The organism is uncultured Phascolarctobacterium sp. (assembly GCF_937920985.1).
In the GTDB taxonomy this organism is placed as follows: domain Bacteria; phylum Bacillota; class Negativicutes; order Acidaminococcales; family Acidaminococcaceae; genus Phascolarctobacterium_A.
The window spans coordinates 26885-43890 of record NZ_CALDXR010000015.1; the positions used below are offsets into that span (position 1 = coordinate 26885).

The window sequence follows — 17006 nt, forward strand, 5'->3', positions numbered from 1 at the left end:
TTAGTTAATTATGCTGCAGTCGGGAAGAACGGCCATACGATAGGAATAACGATGATTGCAACAATCATGCTGACTGCTACCAGACCGCCGCCGCATTTTACATAATCGATGAATTTGTACTTGCCAGGGCCAAGTACCAGGGTGTTCGGAGGAGTACCTACCGGAGAAGCGAATGCGCAGCTGGAAGCAATCAGGATTGCCATCAGTACAGCTTTCGGAGATGCACCCATTTGTGCGGACAGTGCGATGCCAACCGGGCACAGCAGAGCTTTAGAAGCGGTGTTGCTCATGAACTGAGTCAGTACAACTGCCAGACCGAAGAGTACTGCAGTTACCAGGTACGGAGACGGGTTGCCGCCCATCAGGCTTACGGTGAATTCAGCAATCAGCTTGCCAGCGCCGCTGGTGTTCATAGCTGTTGCAACAGGAATCATGCCTGCAAACAGGAAGATGGTAATCCAGTCGATGGAGTTATAGGCTTGTTTTTCAGTGATGCAGCCTGTCAGTACGCACAGTACCGCTCCGACAACAGCAGCCAGTTCCAAAGGAACGATGCTGGTTGCCATAGAACCGATAACGCCAACCATGATGATACCGCAGATCATCTGTTTTTTAGGAGTAGTGTTAGTAGCATCAATCTCCTGCTCTACATCTGCAACCTCTTCGGTTTTAGCTTCCGGCAGGATGTATTTGCCAAGGAACATCATGTAAACGATGCCGGCAACAGTAATAGGAATGCCGATGTAGGCATATTCAAAGAAGCCAAATTGCAGCTCCGGCATGCCTGCTGCTTTCAGAGCAACGTTTGCCAGAATGTTAGGCGGGGTACCAATCAGGGTGCAGGTACCGCCAAGGCCGGCAGCGAAAGCCAACGGCATCAGCTGACGGGAAGCGGAAAGCTTTGCTTGTGCGCAGATGCCCATAACTACAGGAATCAGGCAAGCAGTGGTACCGGTGTTAGACAAGAATGCAGACATAACAGCTGCAATAACCATAAGACCAAACATCAGGCTGTTTTCATTGGTACCAAACAGCTTTACTACAGCGCCGCCAACCTTTTGAGCAAGTCCGGTGTAAAACATAGCAGCGCCAACGACGAACATACCGCCAAAAAGAACTACAGTAGAATCTGCCAGGCCAAGGAAGATTTGGTTCTCAGGAACCAGGCCCAATGCACTGCAGGCTATAGCAGCCAGAACCGCGGTCATTGCCAGCGGAATCATTTCGGTAACGAATAACAGTGCAACTACTGCTAACAGAATTAAGCATTTAATTGCTGGTGTCATAAAAATTTCCCTCCACTTATTTCTTCTTAAATAGGTTTACATATTGAAAAGTGTTTACAAAGAGCTTACCATCTTCGCCTCGATGCGGGAAGACTTTACCTTCCTTTTTCCTGTTCTCGATAGCTCGATAGTAAAATTTCTTGTCTACCTGTTTCAGGTACTCCCGAATCTTAGAATCTTCTTTTTCATCATTCATGATAAGTGCAATGTCCAAAACTTATCAGCTCCTTTCTTGTTCCTTTTGGAGAGTGCCTTTCACTGTTAGAGATTATACAACATATTCCAAAATAATAAAAATACCTAGTTGGAATAGAAGTTATATGAATTAAGTATATTTCAGAAAGTAATTAAATATATTTCGGAACTAATTTCTACTTGTTTTTTATAGCAGGCAGTTTTATATTATACGACAATTATCGCCAGAATAAAAATACCTATGTAGCATTATTCATATATCCGCCAGGAATATTTTAGGCAAACAAAAAGCCAGTCTGCCAACGACGTACAAGGAGGTAGGCTATAACGTCATCGCTCGCGGACTGGCATATTATAATGCTGCTGTTTAAAGCTTAAAGCAAAATATTCTTAAACCATTTACTATAGTATTCTCTGTCCAATTCTTTGAGATAGTTCAGTACAAAGCTCATCTTTCTTCTTAACCTCTTTTTAATGCTTTCAGGGATGCTTCACTCAGTTTGAAGCCCTGTACTCTTCTGGTGAAGGCAAAGCCATGTTCACCACAATGCGGGAATACTTTTGCTGCGCCGTTGCGTTGACGGCACAGATGTGCGAATAAACCGGTTTCGTTTACGACTGCCTTTTTTGTTTCAGCCATGATTTTGTTCTCTCCTTTGCTTTGAATAAGTCAATTTGTCAATTTGCTCTGTATAAGGCCCTTGCTTTATACGCATTTAGTATAACAGATATTGCTTAATAAGAAAAATAGCTAATAGGAATTATAGATATGACATTTTATTATTGCTTTTTGGCATTCTTCTGTTCTATAATAGCCTTAATCGTTGAATTTCTTGAAAATATACTAGCAATATGATAAACTAATTGTATTATACCCATATTTAGAATCTATTACTGTTTCTATTTTACATAAGTTTAGTATTAGTTGGAGGTCTGCAAAACATGGAATTAGACAATTACAGAAACTTTTTGGCAATTATTGAAGCCGGTAGCTTTACCGGTGCGGCTGATTACGTGCATATTGCTCAGCCGGCCCTCAGCAAGCAGCTGCGTGCCCTGGAAAACTATTTCGGCACCAAGCTTATAATTACCACCCGCGGCAGCCGTCAGATTCTCCTGACAGAAGCAGGACGCGTCCTCTACCAAAAAGCAAAGTATATGTGTGCTTTAGAGGATCTTGCCAAAAGCGAAATTGAAAACATCATGGGCGGTGTTGTAGGTACGCTGCGTTTCAGCATTGCCAACTCCCGCAGTGCTTTATTCATCAAATCCTCCCTCAAGGATTTCTGTGCTCTTTATCCTAATATCAAATGTGAGCTGTTTGAAGCAAGCATAAACGAACAGACACAGCAAATGCTTAACGGTATTACCGAGCTTGGCATTTTAAGCGTTCCGGTAGAGCATCAGGATAACTTTGAGGTTCTCTTCCGTCGCGATGAAGAGCTTACTGCTGTTTTTCATAAGAATTCCGTTTTCCTGGATGACAGTAAAAAAGTTGTTACCCTCAAGGAATTGGAAGATGTACCCCTAAGCATCAGCTCCGGCTGCTCTGAAATCTTCCTCAAAGCCTGCGCTCAGGCATCTATTGTACCGCGTATAACCTGTACCAGCACCACCCGCAGCACAACTTTGGAATGGACACGCGTCAAGGCAGCCGTTTCTATCGTGCCTGTAGAGCCCGGAGAGGACCTTGGCGAAGAGTTTATTACCCGTCCTATATCTGATATCAAGGCAGACGTTTACAAGACTGTAGTAAAGGTTAAGGACAGACCGCTTTCCGTCGTTGCCCAGCATTTCCTCAAATTCTATTCCAAGACACGTAATTCACAGCAGGTATGCAACCTGGATGAAGTTTTGAAAAACTCTTCTTTATAAAAGACAAAAACCGCCTTACGGCGGTTTTTTTGATTGCAAAGCTTTTATTGTTTCTACCTTACTGAGGACAATAAAAAAGCCGCCTTACCTGGCGGTTTTTTTATTGTTGCATTGCCACACCCCTGTAACAAGCTACACACGATAAATTTGGAGGAGAAGGAGAATTTGAAAAGATCTTTACGTAACAGAACAGCAAATTGTCCGATTTGCTTAGTTTGTTCTAATGTTTGGGAAATCAATATTTCGACCCACATTTGATAGTTGAAAAAAACCGCCTTTGCAAGCAAAGACGGTTAATGCGCACAATTAAGATAGCTGCCACTCTCACATAAACAGTATCTTGTCTGTTAACATCTTCTCCTGTCGCTCGCAGGTCAAGCATATGCTTGTATAAAGTACTTTGCTGACTTCAGGCAAGCCTGTTACAGCGGCGGGACCGTGTGGATTTTCACCAATTAGTGCTTCATACGAAATATTGATTTGTTGCTTTTAATTATACTCAGTCCGATTAAGAATGTCAAGACTTTAGCGAAAAAGTTCTCGAAAAAAATATTGTAAGAATACATCTCACTAAATATGCGCTCATTTGTTGACGACAAAAGAATTAGCATCTCTTACTCTTTCAAAGTTAAAATTTTTCACGCTCTATTTTATTTTATGTTATCTTTTTAGATTTTTACAGTGATTTCTTAAATGATTTACAAACTGTTATAAATCGAAAAGGCTGTCACCGATGAAGCTTCATCAGTGACAGCCTTTTGTTTTTGCCGGTCAAAAATCACCACTGGGTGCTTTCTTGCCGGACTTTATTTGTTTTGATTGCGATGCCTCATTGAAGCACGATCAATATCAAAGGCATTAATCAGCTCGGTAACAGCCTGACTTGGGGATACCACGCCATTAACAGCTGCTTCCATTACTGCCGGTAAACGTCCTTTAATCATCGGATCTTCAAAGAACAGGTTATGTAAATGCTCGTCAATCATGCTGTTAACCCAGGAAATAGTCTGCGATTTACGACGTTTGTCGAAGGAACCGCATTCTTTGGTAACCTTTTCGAATTTGCGCATTACTGCCCAAAGCTCGAGCAGGCCTTCCTTGGTCAAAGCGGAGCATCTGTAGGCATGAGTTTTCCAGCCTTCGGTAGCAGGACGAATGAATTCAATCATACGCTCATACTCACCCTGGGTAACGATAGCCTTAGGCAGATTGTCACCATCGGCTTTGTTGACAACGATAGCGTCGGCAACCTCCATGATGCCTTTCTTAATGCCTTGCAGATCATCACCGGCACCGGTCAGTACAACCAGCATAAAGAAGTCGACCATCGAACGGACGGTGATTTCGGACTGGCCTACACCTACGGTTTCTACTAAGATAACGTCACAGCCTGCAGCCTCGCAAAGCAGCATGGTTTCACGGCTTTTACGGGCAACGCCGCCCAAGGTGCCCTTTGCAGGGGACGGACGAATAAAGCAATTAGGTTCACGCGACAACATCTGCATACGCGTTTTATCACCCAAAATAGAGCCACCGGTAATAGAGCTGGTAGGATCGACAGCAAGAACTGCGACCTTATAGCCCTGATGACACAGCATCTGACCAAAGGACTCGATAAAGGTACTTTTGCCGGCACCCGGTACACCGGAAATGCCAATGCGCAAAGCTTTGCCTGTACGCGGCAGAAGAGCCTGCAGGACACGCTGTGCTTTATCAAAATCCCTCGGCGCATTGCTTTCTATAAGAGTAATAGCTTGAGATAAGGTTTTACGATCGCCTTCACTGACTCCTTTTATTAACTCTTCCGGACTAGGCTTTTTCCTCAAGGGGAATTTCCTAATTTTATCCACAGGGTTATACTTCTCCTCGCTGACAGCGTTTACGGCACTGTCAATCCCGCCCATTACAGAGCAGGCAAAGTTAGGGTCTTTTTTCAGGGGTACCCAACTCGGCCTAATATCTTTTTCACCAGTTTCAGGCATTTATATCACCTCAGTCTTCAGCGTGTTCAGCTTTTGCACGGTCAACCAACATTTGCAGTAATTGGATGCAGCACTTAGGAATGTTGGTACCAGGTCCAAAGATGCCTGCTGCACCATGTTCATACAGGTAGTCATAATCCTGTGCAGGAATTACGCCGCCAATACATACCATGATATCTTCACGGCCACGTTTCTTCAGCTCTTCTACGATTGCCGGCAGCAAGGTCTTATGACCAGCAGCCAGGGAGGAGAAGCCAACCATATCAACGTCGTTATCTACAGCGTCTTGTGCAGATTCTTCCGGAGTCTGGAACAGAGGACCAACGTCGACGGTCCAGCCCATATCTGCGAAGGAGGTTGCCAGAACTTTTTGTCCGCGGTCATGACCATCTTGGCCCATTTTTGCCAAGAAGATACGAGGACGACGGCCTTCAAGTTGTTCAAACTCATCAGCCAGTTTGGTAGCTTTTTCCATGTCATCGTTGCCGCTGAATTCACTGGAGTATACACCGGATACAGTGTGGATTACAGCATTGAAACGACCGGATACTTTTTCAACTGCGTCAGAAATTTCACCGAGGGAAGCGCGGTCGCGAGCAGCTTGTACAGCCATTTCCAGCAGGTTGCCGTTGTCACGGGTTTCAGCTGCGCGGGTAATAGCTTCCAGATCGCGTGCAACAGCGTCGTTGTTGCGTTCTGCTCTCAGTTTTTCCAGACGTTTAATCTGAGCGTTACGTACAGCGGTGTTATCGATGGACAGTACGTTCAGCGGATCTTCCTTAGCCAGACGATATTTGTTCAGGCCAACGATGGTTTCCTTACCGCTATCGATGTTAGCTTGGCGACGAGCTGCGCACTCTTCAATACGCATCTTCGGCAGGCCGGTTGCAATAGCTTTTGCCATACCACCGAGTGCTTCAACTTCCTGGATATGAGCCCAAGCACGGCGAATGATTTCGTTGGTGAGGTATTCAACATAGTAGGAACCGCCCCACGGATCGATAATCTTGCAGACTTTGGTTTCATCCTGGATGTACAGCTGGGTGTTACGAGCAAGACGAGCGGAGAAGTCGGTCGGCAGTGCGATAGCTTCGTCCAGTGCGTTTGTATGCAGGGATTGAGTATGGCCCAGAGCAGCAGACATAGCTTCCATACAAGTACGGGAGATGTTGTTGAACGGATCCTGTTCGGTCAGAGACCAGCCGGAAGTCTGGCTGTGAGTACGCAGTGCCATGGATTTCGGGTTCTTAGCGCCGAAGCTCTTAAGAATCTTAGCCCACAGAACACGAGCAGCACGCATTTTTGCAACTTCCATGAAGTAGTTTTTGCCCATATCCCAGAAGAAGGACAGACGTTTTGCGAATGCGTCTACAGGCAGGCCTGCAGCTTCACCGGTACGGATATATTCCATACCATCGGCCAGAGTGTAGCCTAATTCAAGGTCGCAGGTTGCGCCGCACTCTTGAATATGGTAACCGGAAATGGAAATACTGTTGAATTTAGGCATATATTTAGTGGTATATTCGAAAATATCACCGATGATACGCATGGACATAGCAGGCGGATAAATGTAGGTGTTACGTACCATGAACTCTTTCAGAATATCGTTCTGAATGGTACCGGCCATGATAGATTTATCAACGCCTTGTTCTTCACCGGATACGATGAAGAATGCCAGTACAGGCAGTACTGCGCCGTTCATGGTCATGGATACGGACATCTGATCCAGAGGAATACCGGAGAACAGGATGTTCATATCGAGCATGGAGCAAACAGATACGCCTGCTTTACCAACGTCACCAACTACACGCGGGTTATCAGCGTCATAGCCGCGGTGAGTCGGCAAGTCGAACGCGATGGACAGACCTTTTTGGCCTGCAGCCAAGTTACGACGATAGAATGCGTTGGATTCTTCCGCAGTGGAGAAACCTGCATATTGACGTACAGTCCACGGACGGAATACATACATTGTGGAGTAAGGACCACGCAGGAACGGAGGAATACCGCTCATGAAGTCCAAATGGTTACATTTATCATAGATATCCTTGGTGTACAGCGGAGCTTTAGGAATACGTTCCAAGGTAGTATCATAAAGGGCATCATAATTTTCGCCCATTTTTTCTTCCAGATTTTTCTTCCATTCGTCATAAGAACAAGAAGGATGATCAGGAAGGGCTACTTTAGTGAAATCCGGATTAATGCTCATTATTCAATCATCCCTTTCTTCTTTTGCAGCATCTTCAGAGTTTGGAAGCAGTTAGCTTTTACGCTGATGAAATCGTCAACGCCAGCATCTTTGTAAACTTGTTCCAGGTCTTTCGGAGCAGCGCCGGCCAGGAACAGAGTAGCGGACGGTTTCATAGCTGCTTTAATCATCGGAGCCAGTTTCGGAACGATTTCCGGATAGGTAGCATCGGTGGAGCAGATAACTGCAACATCGTAGTCGCCTTCTTTGAAAGCTTTGAGGCATTTTTCGTATTGATCGCCATCTTCGCCGTCTTGGAAACCATCGTTCAGATGAACGTTGAATTCACCAACCTGCAGGAAAGAGGTGGAGAAATCGGCACGAGCTTTATGTTGAGGAATCGGTCCCATGTTGCACAGGAATACTTCAACGTTTTTGCCGGTTTTCTTAACATAGTCTTCAGTTTCGAAACGCAGTGCTTCATAGCGCTCGGTCCAGTGATGAGCAGCGATTGCTTCAACGGTTTCCGGAGCTTCAGCCTTGCAGGATGCAGCAGCAACCTGGCCGATAGTAGCACCATTGCTGAATGCTTCGATTGCGCCTTCAACAGTTTCAACAGTAGCCAGCTTGCCAGCCAGGTAGTTGGTGTCGATATCAGCAACGTAAGCAGCAACAGCAGCTTCGCGTTCTTTCTTCAGTTTCGGAGTGTCCTCTTCGCGGCGCTCCAGCGGTTCTTCGGTCATGTTCGGGTACATGTTTACGCCAACAGCGCGATCGCTGCGCATTTCCAAAGCTTTGAAGCGCTTAGCCAGAACTTCAGCAACTTGTGCTTGCGGATAGCCAGCTTCCAGAGCTTTAATGATGCCGCCCATTTCCTCAACCTTTTGGAATTCAGCCCAGATTTTTTCGGTAATCTGCTTGGTCAGGGTTTCAACGCCCCAGGAACCGCCAGCAGCATCGATCGGGCTCAGCATACCAAATTCTTCTTGCAGCATTACATGCAGGTTACGAGCGATACGACGGGAGAATACGTCGCCTTTACGAATCAGCTCGTCAAACGGCGGATTGTCATAAGTGCAAACGCCGCCTACAACGCTGGAGAAGGTTTGGGTGCAGTTACGCAGCATGTTAACATACGGGTCAACAACGGTTTTGGTGAAGCGAGCGCAACGGCCATGAACCTTAATAGCACGGTCTGCTTCTTCAGCACCGAATGCTTCCATAATAGCTGCCCAGATCATACGCAGGGAACGCAGTTTTGCGATTTCCATGAAGAAGTTTGCACCTTGGTTGAAGCAGAAGTACAGGGAGTTAGCAATATCGTGCAGCTCAACACCGCGTTTTTGCATTTGACGTACATATTCAACAGCAGTAGCGAAGGTGTAAGCAACCTCTTGTACTGCTTCCGCACCGCCATCGGTGTAAGCATCACTGTTGATGAAAACAGTGCGCAGCTCCGGAGTATTAGCTTTAGCAAATTTAATGGTTTCAGCCATTTCATCATACAAAGCATCCAGAGAGGTTTCGGTTTTACCGGTTTTTACCAACTCGCCGATCGGGTCGCCGCCGATAACACCGCGCAGGGTTTTAACATCATGACCGGCACCCTTCAGAGCAGCAACAGTCAGAGCCAGCAGGTTTTTAGCGCCGGCACCGGTGTACATCATAATAGGATATTTGTCAAGTTTCAGACCATCCAGCAGAACGCTCATATCTTCAACGGTAGTAACGTTCACGCCAATATCGCCGGGTTTTTCTGCATCTTTAACGTCTACGCCGTTTTTGGTTGCAGTATCCAGTTTGATATTGTAAACAGTGGAGCCTTTAGAAATTTCTTCCTTCAGCAGCTCGTTGTTTTCAGCCGGCAGGGTTTCATCGCAGGCTTGTGCAATGCCCCAGGGCTCGTGTACATAACCGTTAACAGTTGCGCCACGCAGGAAATCGCCCATACCGGGATAATCGTTGGTCGGCAGAATTGCATCAGTGCCTTTACGAGTATAAATCGGGTCAAAGGTAATGCCCTCGTAGTTTTTGGTATACATGATCTTGTCAAAGGGTTTGCCCTTCAACAGTGCATTACATGCCTCCACCCATTCATCCCAGGTGGGTTCGGTAAATTCATCAAAAGTTACCTCCGGGAATTCGGTTACTTTCTCTGACTTACGCAACATGGCTTCCAGTTCTTTGTCTGTCAACGGTCTTTCGCCATCAACGACTGCTGCAGTTTTTTGTTGTTCATCAGCCATTCAAATAATCCTCCTTTAATAATTTAATCATTACTGTGAAAAAGCTCACAGCACCAAGCTGAAACGCATATCACCTCCAGCCAATCTCGTCTGCTGATGCAGCTGCTATCCGACCGCTCTCACCCGGTCATCAGGGGACATGTGCCGCATCCTTGCTTGGATAGATTTTAAGAAGCAAACAGCATTTATATACACGGTCACGGTTGTCCAGGCCGTATATAACAAAATAACAGGCAGTTTAATCTGCCAGGAATTCCTGCAGACGTCCGTAATTAATCTGGACTCTGCGCAGCTCGTTTTCTTCAGGCATGGTATCATTAAGAATCATGTTGCCTAAAGCAGCACCCGGCTCTGCGCCGCGGTTCTGCATAAAACGGGCATAGTATTCAATCTGCGGAACATCTTCGGCAGCCTTGTAAATAACAGCAGCCTGTTCCAATGGATCTTCTGCGATGATATAGGGATTCACCCCTTCATTGAAGTATTTTTTCAAAAGCTCGCAGATATCTGTCTTTTTGGGGTTATATTGCACACGTACGCACTTTACTTCCAGCTCACCGCTGGCTTTAGCACGTCCGGCAACAACTTCTTCAACGCCTTTCATACCTTCAAAGGCTGCTAGCAGTTCAGCAATTTTGCCTGCCAAATATAATTCTTTCATATCAATAACCTCCCTTTAAACAGCAAAAAATAAAGCCACCACATTTGTGATGGCTGGATTGTCAGCACGACAGCGCACCCCTACGCTGCCGTACTTGAGAGGAGAAAGGAAATGTTCTCAGCTAAAAGAAAAATTTGAGAATGGGATTTGAAAAACACGATATGTCCAGTATCGCGGACAAGTATGACAAATAGCATCGATGGCCCGGCCACTCTCCAAAAGGTCACAGCCATCACGTGACCTTCAATGGCATAAGAAACAGAAAACCGTTTCTCAAAAAGAATCCTTCACCCAATACGGGCGGGACTTTTGAAAAACGGCGAAATATCAAAAGCTACTAGGCGCACAAGCCTATACTACAGCTCTACGACATCTCTCCCCGTCTCTCGCAGGTCAAACGACGATGCATCTTACAGGCAGTTCTTCTGGCTTCGCTTCTTCACGTGTTTCACCTTCCCAGAGGACCCCTCCAGTGGTATAAACAAAACACGCTCCACGTCACAGCGGCGGGACCGTGCCGGACTTTCACCGGCTTCTCTATTGAGCTTTCGCACCTGTAATATCAATATCAACTTGTTGTCTTAATTATAGCAGTTACTATTTACCTTGTCAACCTTTTTCGTGGATTTTTATTTTTGTATTTGTATTCCATGTATGTAGCAGTCTTATGTATATTTGTGTCCATTTCTGATTAACTGTTCTTTGTATTTAATTTACATATAATACAATAAAAAATCTATTATATCAGCAGCAACCGGCTTTAAGGCAATAAAAAACGCCTACAGCTCAGCTGCAAGCGTCTTTACGATTTAGCAATCTTCATTTTTATACACCTGTTAATGGATATAGTAGAAATTCATTTCATATAAAGCTTTGACAAATTTTTCCAGCATTATTCTCACCTCCCGAAATCAGTGAATCATATACCATTTAAAGTTACACAGAGTTTCAACAAATTTTTCAAAAGTCATTTTTACATCATCCCTTCTGCTTTATTTTAAGGTCTTGCCTTTACATGCATTAAGTATAACACCTTATGACGTTTTTGTCCACTATGGACTTTTTATGTCCCGATAGATGTTTATAATGCTTCAAAGCCTTGCACCATGCGCTTTTACAAGGATTTTACATACAAAAGCAAAGAGGACTGCAAGAAAAATTTTTCTGCAATCCTCTAAAATTATGCCTGCTTAGCCTTAAACCACCACGCCAGCAGCGGCGGGATAAAGATATTTATCACCAGCACACGCACCAGCTGATAGGTCAGGATAATCGACACATTCTCACCCATACTCATACCGGCCAAAGACATTTCAGCTATACCTCCCGGCGCCATCGCCAGAAACGCCGTTACCAGCGAAAAGCCGTAGCGTGCGGAAAGCACATTAGCCATACCGATGCTCACAACAATGAGTATCGCCGTACCGATAAGAATATAGGGCACCATTTTTTCGGTTTTTACGATGCGGTCCGCATCAAGCTGCATACCCATAAACAGACCAATGCTGGCCTGCGCCGCCGCCATGAGCCAAAAAGGCACAGGCTGCACACCGCCAGCGAAGACGGAAAATGCAGCCGTCGCCAAGATAGGTCCCAAAAGCCTGGGTGTCGGCATATGTATTTTCGTTGCTATGAAGCTGCCCAAAACAGACAGAGGCACAACAACAAGCCAATGCATACCGCCATGGTTAGGCAATACTACGCTGCTGCCTATCACCTGCGCATTCAGCAGCAAGATTACAAGAAACGGCACAGTAATAACTACGCCCAGCAATCGCAGCACTTGCATCACCATGACAACGTTGGGGTTGACCTCTTTGTCCTCTTCGCAGAGGAGCATCGTCAGCGTCATACCGCCGGGAAGCATACCCATGACGCAGCTTTTGAGGTTTTCCCGCGCCAGCTTTGCCGTAATAACAGCCAATACCATACTTGCAGCCAAAATAACTATCGTTGCTTCCGCTACACCAACCAGCTCAGCCAGAAAGTTATTCCAGGTGTCAGATGTAAAGGTAGAGCCAATACCATAACCGGCAACCATTAAAGCATATTCACGCCATTGCTTAGGCCAGCTCACATCGCTGCGATGTGTCAGAGTTTTGCAAAGCAAAGCAGTCAGCAGGCCGCCCAGCAAAAACGGTATCGGCAAATGCATGCGCACCAGCAGGCTGCCCAGGCAAAGCGCCATGATAAAAAGCAACAAGCGGTTTAAAAACATAGCTTTTACTCCTGCTCTACGCCGTTAGCAGATAAAGCCTCCATAATACGCGCAATCAGCTCGCCACGCATGGTATGCTGTGAGGAGGAATAAGTGATAATCTCATGCTCCTTCAGACCCATTTCACGCTTAAAGAGTGCCTTTTGGGACATAGCAGCGTTTTTCGAAAGCTTGTCAGACTTGGTCAGCACAACCTGTACCTTCAGGCCGCAGCTGCGCAGCCAATTAAAGCATTCCATATCACTATCCATAGGCTTATGGCGGATATCAATCAGCTGGCAGACAACACCCAGGTTTTCGCTGCCAGATAAATATTTGCTTATAAACCCGGACCATTGGTCCTTATTATTATGGTTTGTTTTAGCAAAGCCATAACCGGGTAAATCTACCAGATAAAAGGATGCTCTTTCATCCTCACCCTCAACTATGCGCTTAGCCTCCAGCTCGTAAAAATTGATGGTCTGCGTTTTGCCCGGAGTAGAGCTTACACGTGCCAGGCCGTTGCGGCGGCAGAGTGAATTGATAAGCGACGATTTACCGACATTACTGCGGCCGATAAAGGCAGCTTCAATCAGAGAAGGCTGCGGATATTGGTCTGCGCGTACTGCGGAGGCCACATATTTAGCACGGATAATATCCCAATTATCTTTACTCATTTTTATCCTCCAATGCCAGCTTCAAAACATCATCAAGATGCTCAACAGGTATAAACTGCATTTCCTTACGAATATTTTCCGGCAGCTCATCCAGATCCTGCATATTGCGCTTCGGCAGCAGTACAGTCTTTACGCCATAGCGGTAAGCTGCCAGCATTTTTTCCTTGATGCCGCCAACAGGCCATACCTTGCCGGACAGGGAAATTTCGCCGGTCATCGCCAGCTTGCCTTTAACCTTTTTACCTGTCAGCGCCGATACCATGGCAGTAACCATTGTTACGCCGGCAGACGGACCGTCCTTTGGTACAGCGCCCTCCGGCAGGTGGATATGAATATCCATCGTTTCTCCAAAGTTGGCAGGAATCCCCAAGGCTTCCGCGCGACTGCGGATGTAGGTGTAGCCAGCCTGAGCCGACTCCTTCATTACGTCGCCCAGCTGACCGGTAAGCGTCAGGTTGCCTTTGCCCTTAAACGCCAGCACCTCTACCTTCAGCAGCTCGCCGCCGACGCTGGTCCACGCCAGACCATTAGCAACGCCAACACTGGATTTCAGACTGATATCATCATCAAGGTAAATAACCGGTCCCAAATATTTTTCCAGATTCTTTTCTGTTACCTGAGCACCCTTACCCTTGCCCTTGACAATCTTGAAGGCAACCTTGCGGCAGATACCTGCCAGCTTGCGTTCCAGATTACGCACGCCTGCTTCCCTTGTATAGTCGTGAATTACACGGCGGATAGCCTTTTCGCTAACGCTCACCTTGTATTTTTCCAGGCCGTTGAGCTTCAACTCTTTCGGCAAAAGATGCAGTTGAGCAATCTTAACCTTTTCTTCGTCAGTATAGCTGCTCAGCTGGATAATTTCCAAACGGTCCAAAAGAGCCGGAGGAATAGTATCAACAGCATTTGCTGTTACAATCCAGAATACATGTGATAAATCAAACGGGAATTCAATAAAGTGGTCACTAAAGCTGTTGTTCTGCTCCGGATCAAGCACCTCTAAGAGAGCAGAAGCCGGATCGCCACGAAAATCAGAAGCCATTTTATCAATCTCGTCCAACAGGAAAACCGGATTCATGCAGCCACAGGTCTGCATACCATGAATAATACGTCCCGGCATAGAACCGATATAGGTACGACGATGACCGCGGATTTCAGCTTCATCACGCACACCACCCAAAGAAATACGGGTAAATTTACGCTTAATAGCCTTGGCAATGCTGCTCGCCAAGCTTGTTTTACCAACACCCGGAGGTCCTACCAGACACAGAATCGGTCCACGTGTACTCTTGGACAACGCACGTACCGCCAGATATTCCAGAATACGCTCCTTAACCTTCTTCAGGCCGTAGTGATCTTTATCAAGAACATCCTGCGCCTTATCTATATCAAAATTATCCTTGGTGAATTTGCCCCAAGGCAACGCAAGCAAAGAATCAATATAGGTGCGGATTACCGCTCCCTCCGGCGTCATCGGCGGCATCTTCGCCAGACGTCCCAGCTCCTTGTTGATTTTTTCCGCCACATTTTGCGGCATTTTCAGCTTGGACATCTGTTCCTTGTAGTCGGCAATTTCTGCCTGTACGTCTTCGTTTTCGCCAAGCTCCTTGCTGATAGCCTTAATCTGCTCGCGCAGGTAATATTCCTTCTGATTCTGTTCCACCTGCTGGTGTACCTGGTCAGAAATATTTTTAGCTACATCGGCAATTTCCTGCTCGCGCACAAGAATTTCGTATAATTTGCGTAAACGCAGCTTCAGCGGCGCCATTTCCAACAGCTCTTCCTTTTCGGTCAAAGACAGCGGCAGATAACCGACAATAATATCAGGAACCTTGCTTACATCAGCACGCGACTTTAAGGACTGCACTGTATCAGGATTAACCTTTTTCGTAAGCAGAGTCCATTGCTCAAAGGCGTCCAACAGCAAGCGACGCAGTCCTTCCGCTTCAGCATCCACTGCATCGACAGCAGGAACTACTTCTACCTCACCGACAAAGAAATCCTGCTCATTCTCATGAACCTCTGCCGCATGCAGCACATGTACGCGCTCCAGACCTTCTACCAGCAAACGAACAGCGCCGTTCGGCAGCTGCAGCTTTTGCTTGATGGTTGCCAAAACGCCCCATTCATATAAATCAGCAGCAGTAACATCTTCCTGCTCAGCCTGTTTTTGTCCGACCAGGATAATCTGTTTATCTGTCAGTTCAGCCGCGTCAATAGCAGCCATAGATTTTTCTCGGCCGACATCAATATTGGCAATCATGCCAGGAAAAATCAAGATGCCCCTCAAAGCCAACAGGGGCTTTGTAATTATCAAATTAGCCATATAATCCCTCCTTAAGCTCCCAAAACAAGAGAGAAATTTATTGACAGTACACCATTAAGCGTATACCTGTCATAGCGATAAAATAAGGGAGAAGGTATAACAATCCTTCCCCCTTAGATATTTTGTTATTTTGTAATCATTTGCGGTTCGCAATGCTGGCGTATAGTAGCTTCAGTAACAATGCACTTTGTTACATCATCACGGGAAGGAACATCATACATTACGTTACGCATGGTAGATTCGATAATCGATCTCAGACCACGCGCTCCGGCATTACGTTTCAATGCTTCCTCAGCAATAGCAGTCAAAGCACCAGGCTCGAACTCCAGATCTACGCCATCCATTTCCAGAAAACGCTGGTACTGCTTAACTAAAGCATTACGCGGCTCAGTCAGTATTTGTACCAGTGCAGGCTCATCCAAAGGATTGAGCGTTACTACTACCGGCATACGTCCTGCAAATTCCGGAATAATACCGAACTTCATGATATCCTCAGGCAATACCTTAGCAAATACAGCCTCGTTATCAACCTCTTCCTTACGGCGGATATCAGCACCAAAGCCCAGATTTTTCTTGCCGACACGGGCATTGATGATATGCTCCAGTCCTGCAAAGGCACCACCGCAGATAAACAGGATATTAGTTGTATCAATATTGATAAACTCCTGATGCGGATGCTTACGTCCTCCCTTAGGCGGAACGCTGGCAACAGTACCCTCAAGGATTTTCAGCAGAGCCTGCTGTACACCTTCACCGGAAACGTCACGGGTAATAGAAACGTTTTCAGATTTGCGGGCAATCTTATCGATTTCGTCGATATAGATAATACCACGCTGAGCAGCTTCAATATCATAATCTGCATTGCTGATGAGCTTGAGCAGAATGTTTTCAACATCCTCGCCTACATAGCCTGCTTCCGTTAAGGTAGTAGCATCAGCAATAGCAAAGGGAACCTGCAAAATCTTTGCCAAAGTCTGAGCAAGCAGTGTTTTACCGCTACCGGTAGGACCGAGCATCAGAATATTGGACTTCTGCAGCTCCAGGTCACGTTTAGACTCCGGATTCTGGATTTCGTAATTGATTCTTTTGTAATGATTATATACAGCCACAGACAAGGTCTTTTTAGCCTCATCCTGGCCAATAACATACTCATCTAAGATTGCCTTGATTTCCTGAGGCTTCGGCAGATCAGCATTAACCAACTGTTCAGCAGCATCGCTTTCTTTTTCCTCTTCAAGCATTGATTTGCAGAAATCGACACACTCATCGCAGATGTAAACACCGCGACCGGAAATCAGTCTTTTAACCTGACCTTCACGCTTGCCGCAAAAGGAGCAGCATGGATTTCCATCATGTCCTTCATTAAAACTCATATT

General features: G+C 45.9%; 12 protein-coding genes and 2 riboswitches. Of the genes, 1 reads left to right on the plus strand and 11 read right to left on the minus strand.

The genetic code is table 11. The annotated features are described in order from the left end of the window. Positions 1-8: 8 nt before the first annotated feature. From Q0612_RS02445 to Q0612_RS02455, 3 genes are all read right to left on the minus strand, one after another. Entirely contained in the window at positions 9-1286 is a 1278-nt protein-coding gene (locus Q0612_RS02445) for an SLC13 family permease (RefSeq protein WP_298880333.1), read from the minus strand. A gap of 16 nt (positions 1287-1302) precedes the next feature. After that, a complete protein-coding gene (locus tag Q0612_RS02450; protein WP_021720459.1) occupies positions 1303-1500 on the minus strand; it encodes a hypothetical protein in 198 nt (65 codons plus the stop codon). Between the two features lie 441 nt (positions 1501-1941). Further along, positions 1942-2121: a hypothetical protein gene (locus tag Q0612_RS02455; protein ID WP_293821792.1), complete on the minus strand. Its 180-nt coding sequence runs from the start codon at positions 2119-2121 to the stop codon at positions 1942-1944. A 302-nt stretch (positions 2122-2423) separates the two neighbouring features. Here Q0612_RS02455 and Q0612_RS02460 point away from each other — a divergent pair, with 302 nt between their 5' ends. Then, entirely contained in the window at positions 2424-3356 is a 933-nt protein-coding gene (locus Q0612_RS02460; RefSeq protein ID WP_210684980.1) for a LysR family transcriptional regulator, read from the plus strand. 349 nt (positions 3357-3705) lie between these two features. Beyond that, positions 3706-3838: riboswitch (adenosylcobalamin (AdoCbl) riboswitch) on the minus strand. 324 nt (positions 3839-4162) lie between these two features. Here Q0612_RS02460 and meaB read toward each other — a convergent pair. The 8 genes from meaB to clpX form a co-directional block, all read right to left on the minus strand. Then, positions 4163-5338 (minus strand): methylmalonyl Co-A mutase-associated GTPase MeaB, encoded by a 1176-nt coding sequence (gene meaB / locus Q0612_RS02465; protein ID WP_210684981.1) that lies wholly within the window; start codon positions 5336-5338, stop codon positions 4163-4165. Positions 5339-5348: 10 nt separating this feature from the next. Further along, entirely contained in the window at positions 5349-7544 is a 2196-nt protein-coding gene (gene scpA / locus Q0612_RS02470; protein WP_293829791.1) for a methylmalonyl-CoA mutase, read from the minus strand. After that, positions 7544-9769, minus strand: coding sequence for an acyl-CoA mutase large subunit family protein (locus tag Q0612_RS02475; protein ID WP_298880342.1), 2226 nt, complete (start codon positions 9767-9769; stop codon positions 7544-7546). The genes scpA and Q0612_RS02475 overlap by 1 nt, the downstream gene beginning before the upstream one ends. Before the next feature lie 238 nt (positions 9770-10007). Then, positions 10008-10430, minus strand: a complete 423-nt coding sequence (locus Q0612_RS02480) for a conserved domain protein (RefSeq protein WP_009144834.1) — start codon at positions 10428-10430, stop codon at positions 10008-10010. 397 nt (positions 10431-10827) lie between these two features. Then, positions 10828-11003, minus strand: a riboswitch (cobalamin riboswitch). A gap of 607 nt (positions 11004-11610) precedes the next feature. Then, positions 11611-12648, minus strand: coding sequence for an AbrB family transcriptional regulator (locus tag Q0612_RS02485; protein WP_298880347.1), 1038 nt, complete (start codon positions 12646-12648; stop codon positions 11611-11613). Positions 12649-12653: 5 nt separating this feature from the next. Further along, positions 12654-13304, minus strand: coding sequence for a ribosome biogenesis GTP-binding protein YihA/YsxC (gene yihA, locus Q0612_RS02490; protein WP_298880350.1), 651 nt, complete (start codon positions 13302-13304; stop codon positions 12654-12656). Then, a complete protein-coding gene (gene lon / locus Q0612_RS02495; RefSeq protein WP_298880353.1) occupies positions 13297-15630 on the minus strand; it encodes an endopeptidase La in 2334 nt (777 codons plus the stop codon). Before lon ends, yihA begins: the two co-directional genes overlap by 8 nt. A gap of 125 nt (positions 15631-15755) precedes the next feature. Next, positions 15756-17003, minus strand: coding sequence for an ATP-dependent Clp protease ATP-binding subunit ClpX (gene clpX, locus Q0612_RS02500; protein WP_298880355.1), 1248 nt, complete (start codon positions 17001-17003; stop codon positions 15756-15758). Positions 17004-17006 lie beyond the last annotated feature (3 nt).

Coding starts and splice junctions, on each gene's coding strand:
- Q0612_RS02445 (WP_298880333.1), bottom strand. CDS start 1,286: ATGACACCAGCAATTAAATGCTTAATTCTGTTAGCAGTAGTTGCACTG.
- Q0612_RS02455 (WP_293821792.1), bottom strand. CDS start 2,121: ATGGCTGAAACAAAAAAGGCAGTCGTAAACGAAACCGGTTTATTCGCA.
- Q0612_RS02460 (WP_210684980.1), top strand. CDS start 2,424: ATGGAATTAGACAATTACAGAAACTTTTTGGCAATTATTGAAGCCGGT.
- meaB (WP_210684981.1), bottom strand. CDS start 5,338: ATGCCTGAAACTGGTGAAAAAGATATTAGGCCGAGTTGGGTACCCCTG.
- scpA (WP_293829791.1), bottom strand. CDS start 7,544: ATGAGCATTAATCCGGATTTCACTAAAGTAGCCCTTCCTGATCATCCT.
- Q0612_RS02475 (WP_298880342.1), bottom strand. CDS start 9,769: ATGGCTGATGAACAACAAAAAACTGCAGCAGTCGTTGATGGCGAAAGA.
- Q0612_RS02480 (WP_009144834.1), bottom strand. CDS start 10,430: ATGAAAGAATTATATTTGGCAGGCAAAATTGCTGAACTGCTAGCAGCC.
- Q0612_RS02485 (WP_298880347.1), bottom strand. CDS start 12,648: ATGTTTTTAAACCGCTTGTTGCTTTTTATCATGGCGCTTTGCCTGGGC.
- yihA (WP_298880350.1), bottom strand. CDS start 13,304: ATGAGTAAAGATAATTGGGATATTATCCGTGCTAAATATGTGGCCTCC.
- lon (WP_298880353.1), bottom strand. CDS start 15,630: ATGGCTAATTTGATAATTACAAAGCCCCTGTTGGCTTTGAGGGGCATC.
- clpX (WP_298880355.1), bottom strand. CDS start 17,003: ATGAGTTTTAATGAAGGACATGATGGAAATCCATGCTGCTCCTTTTGC.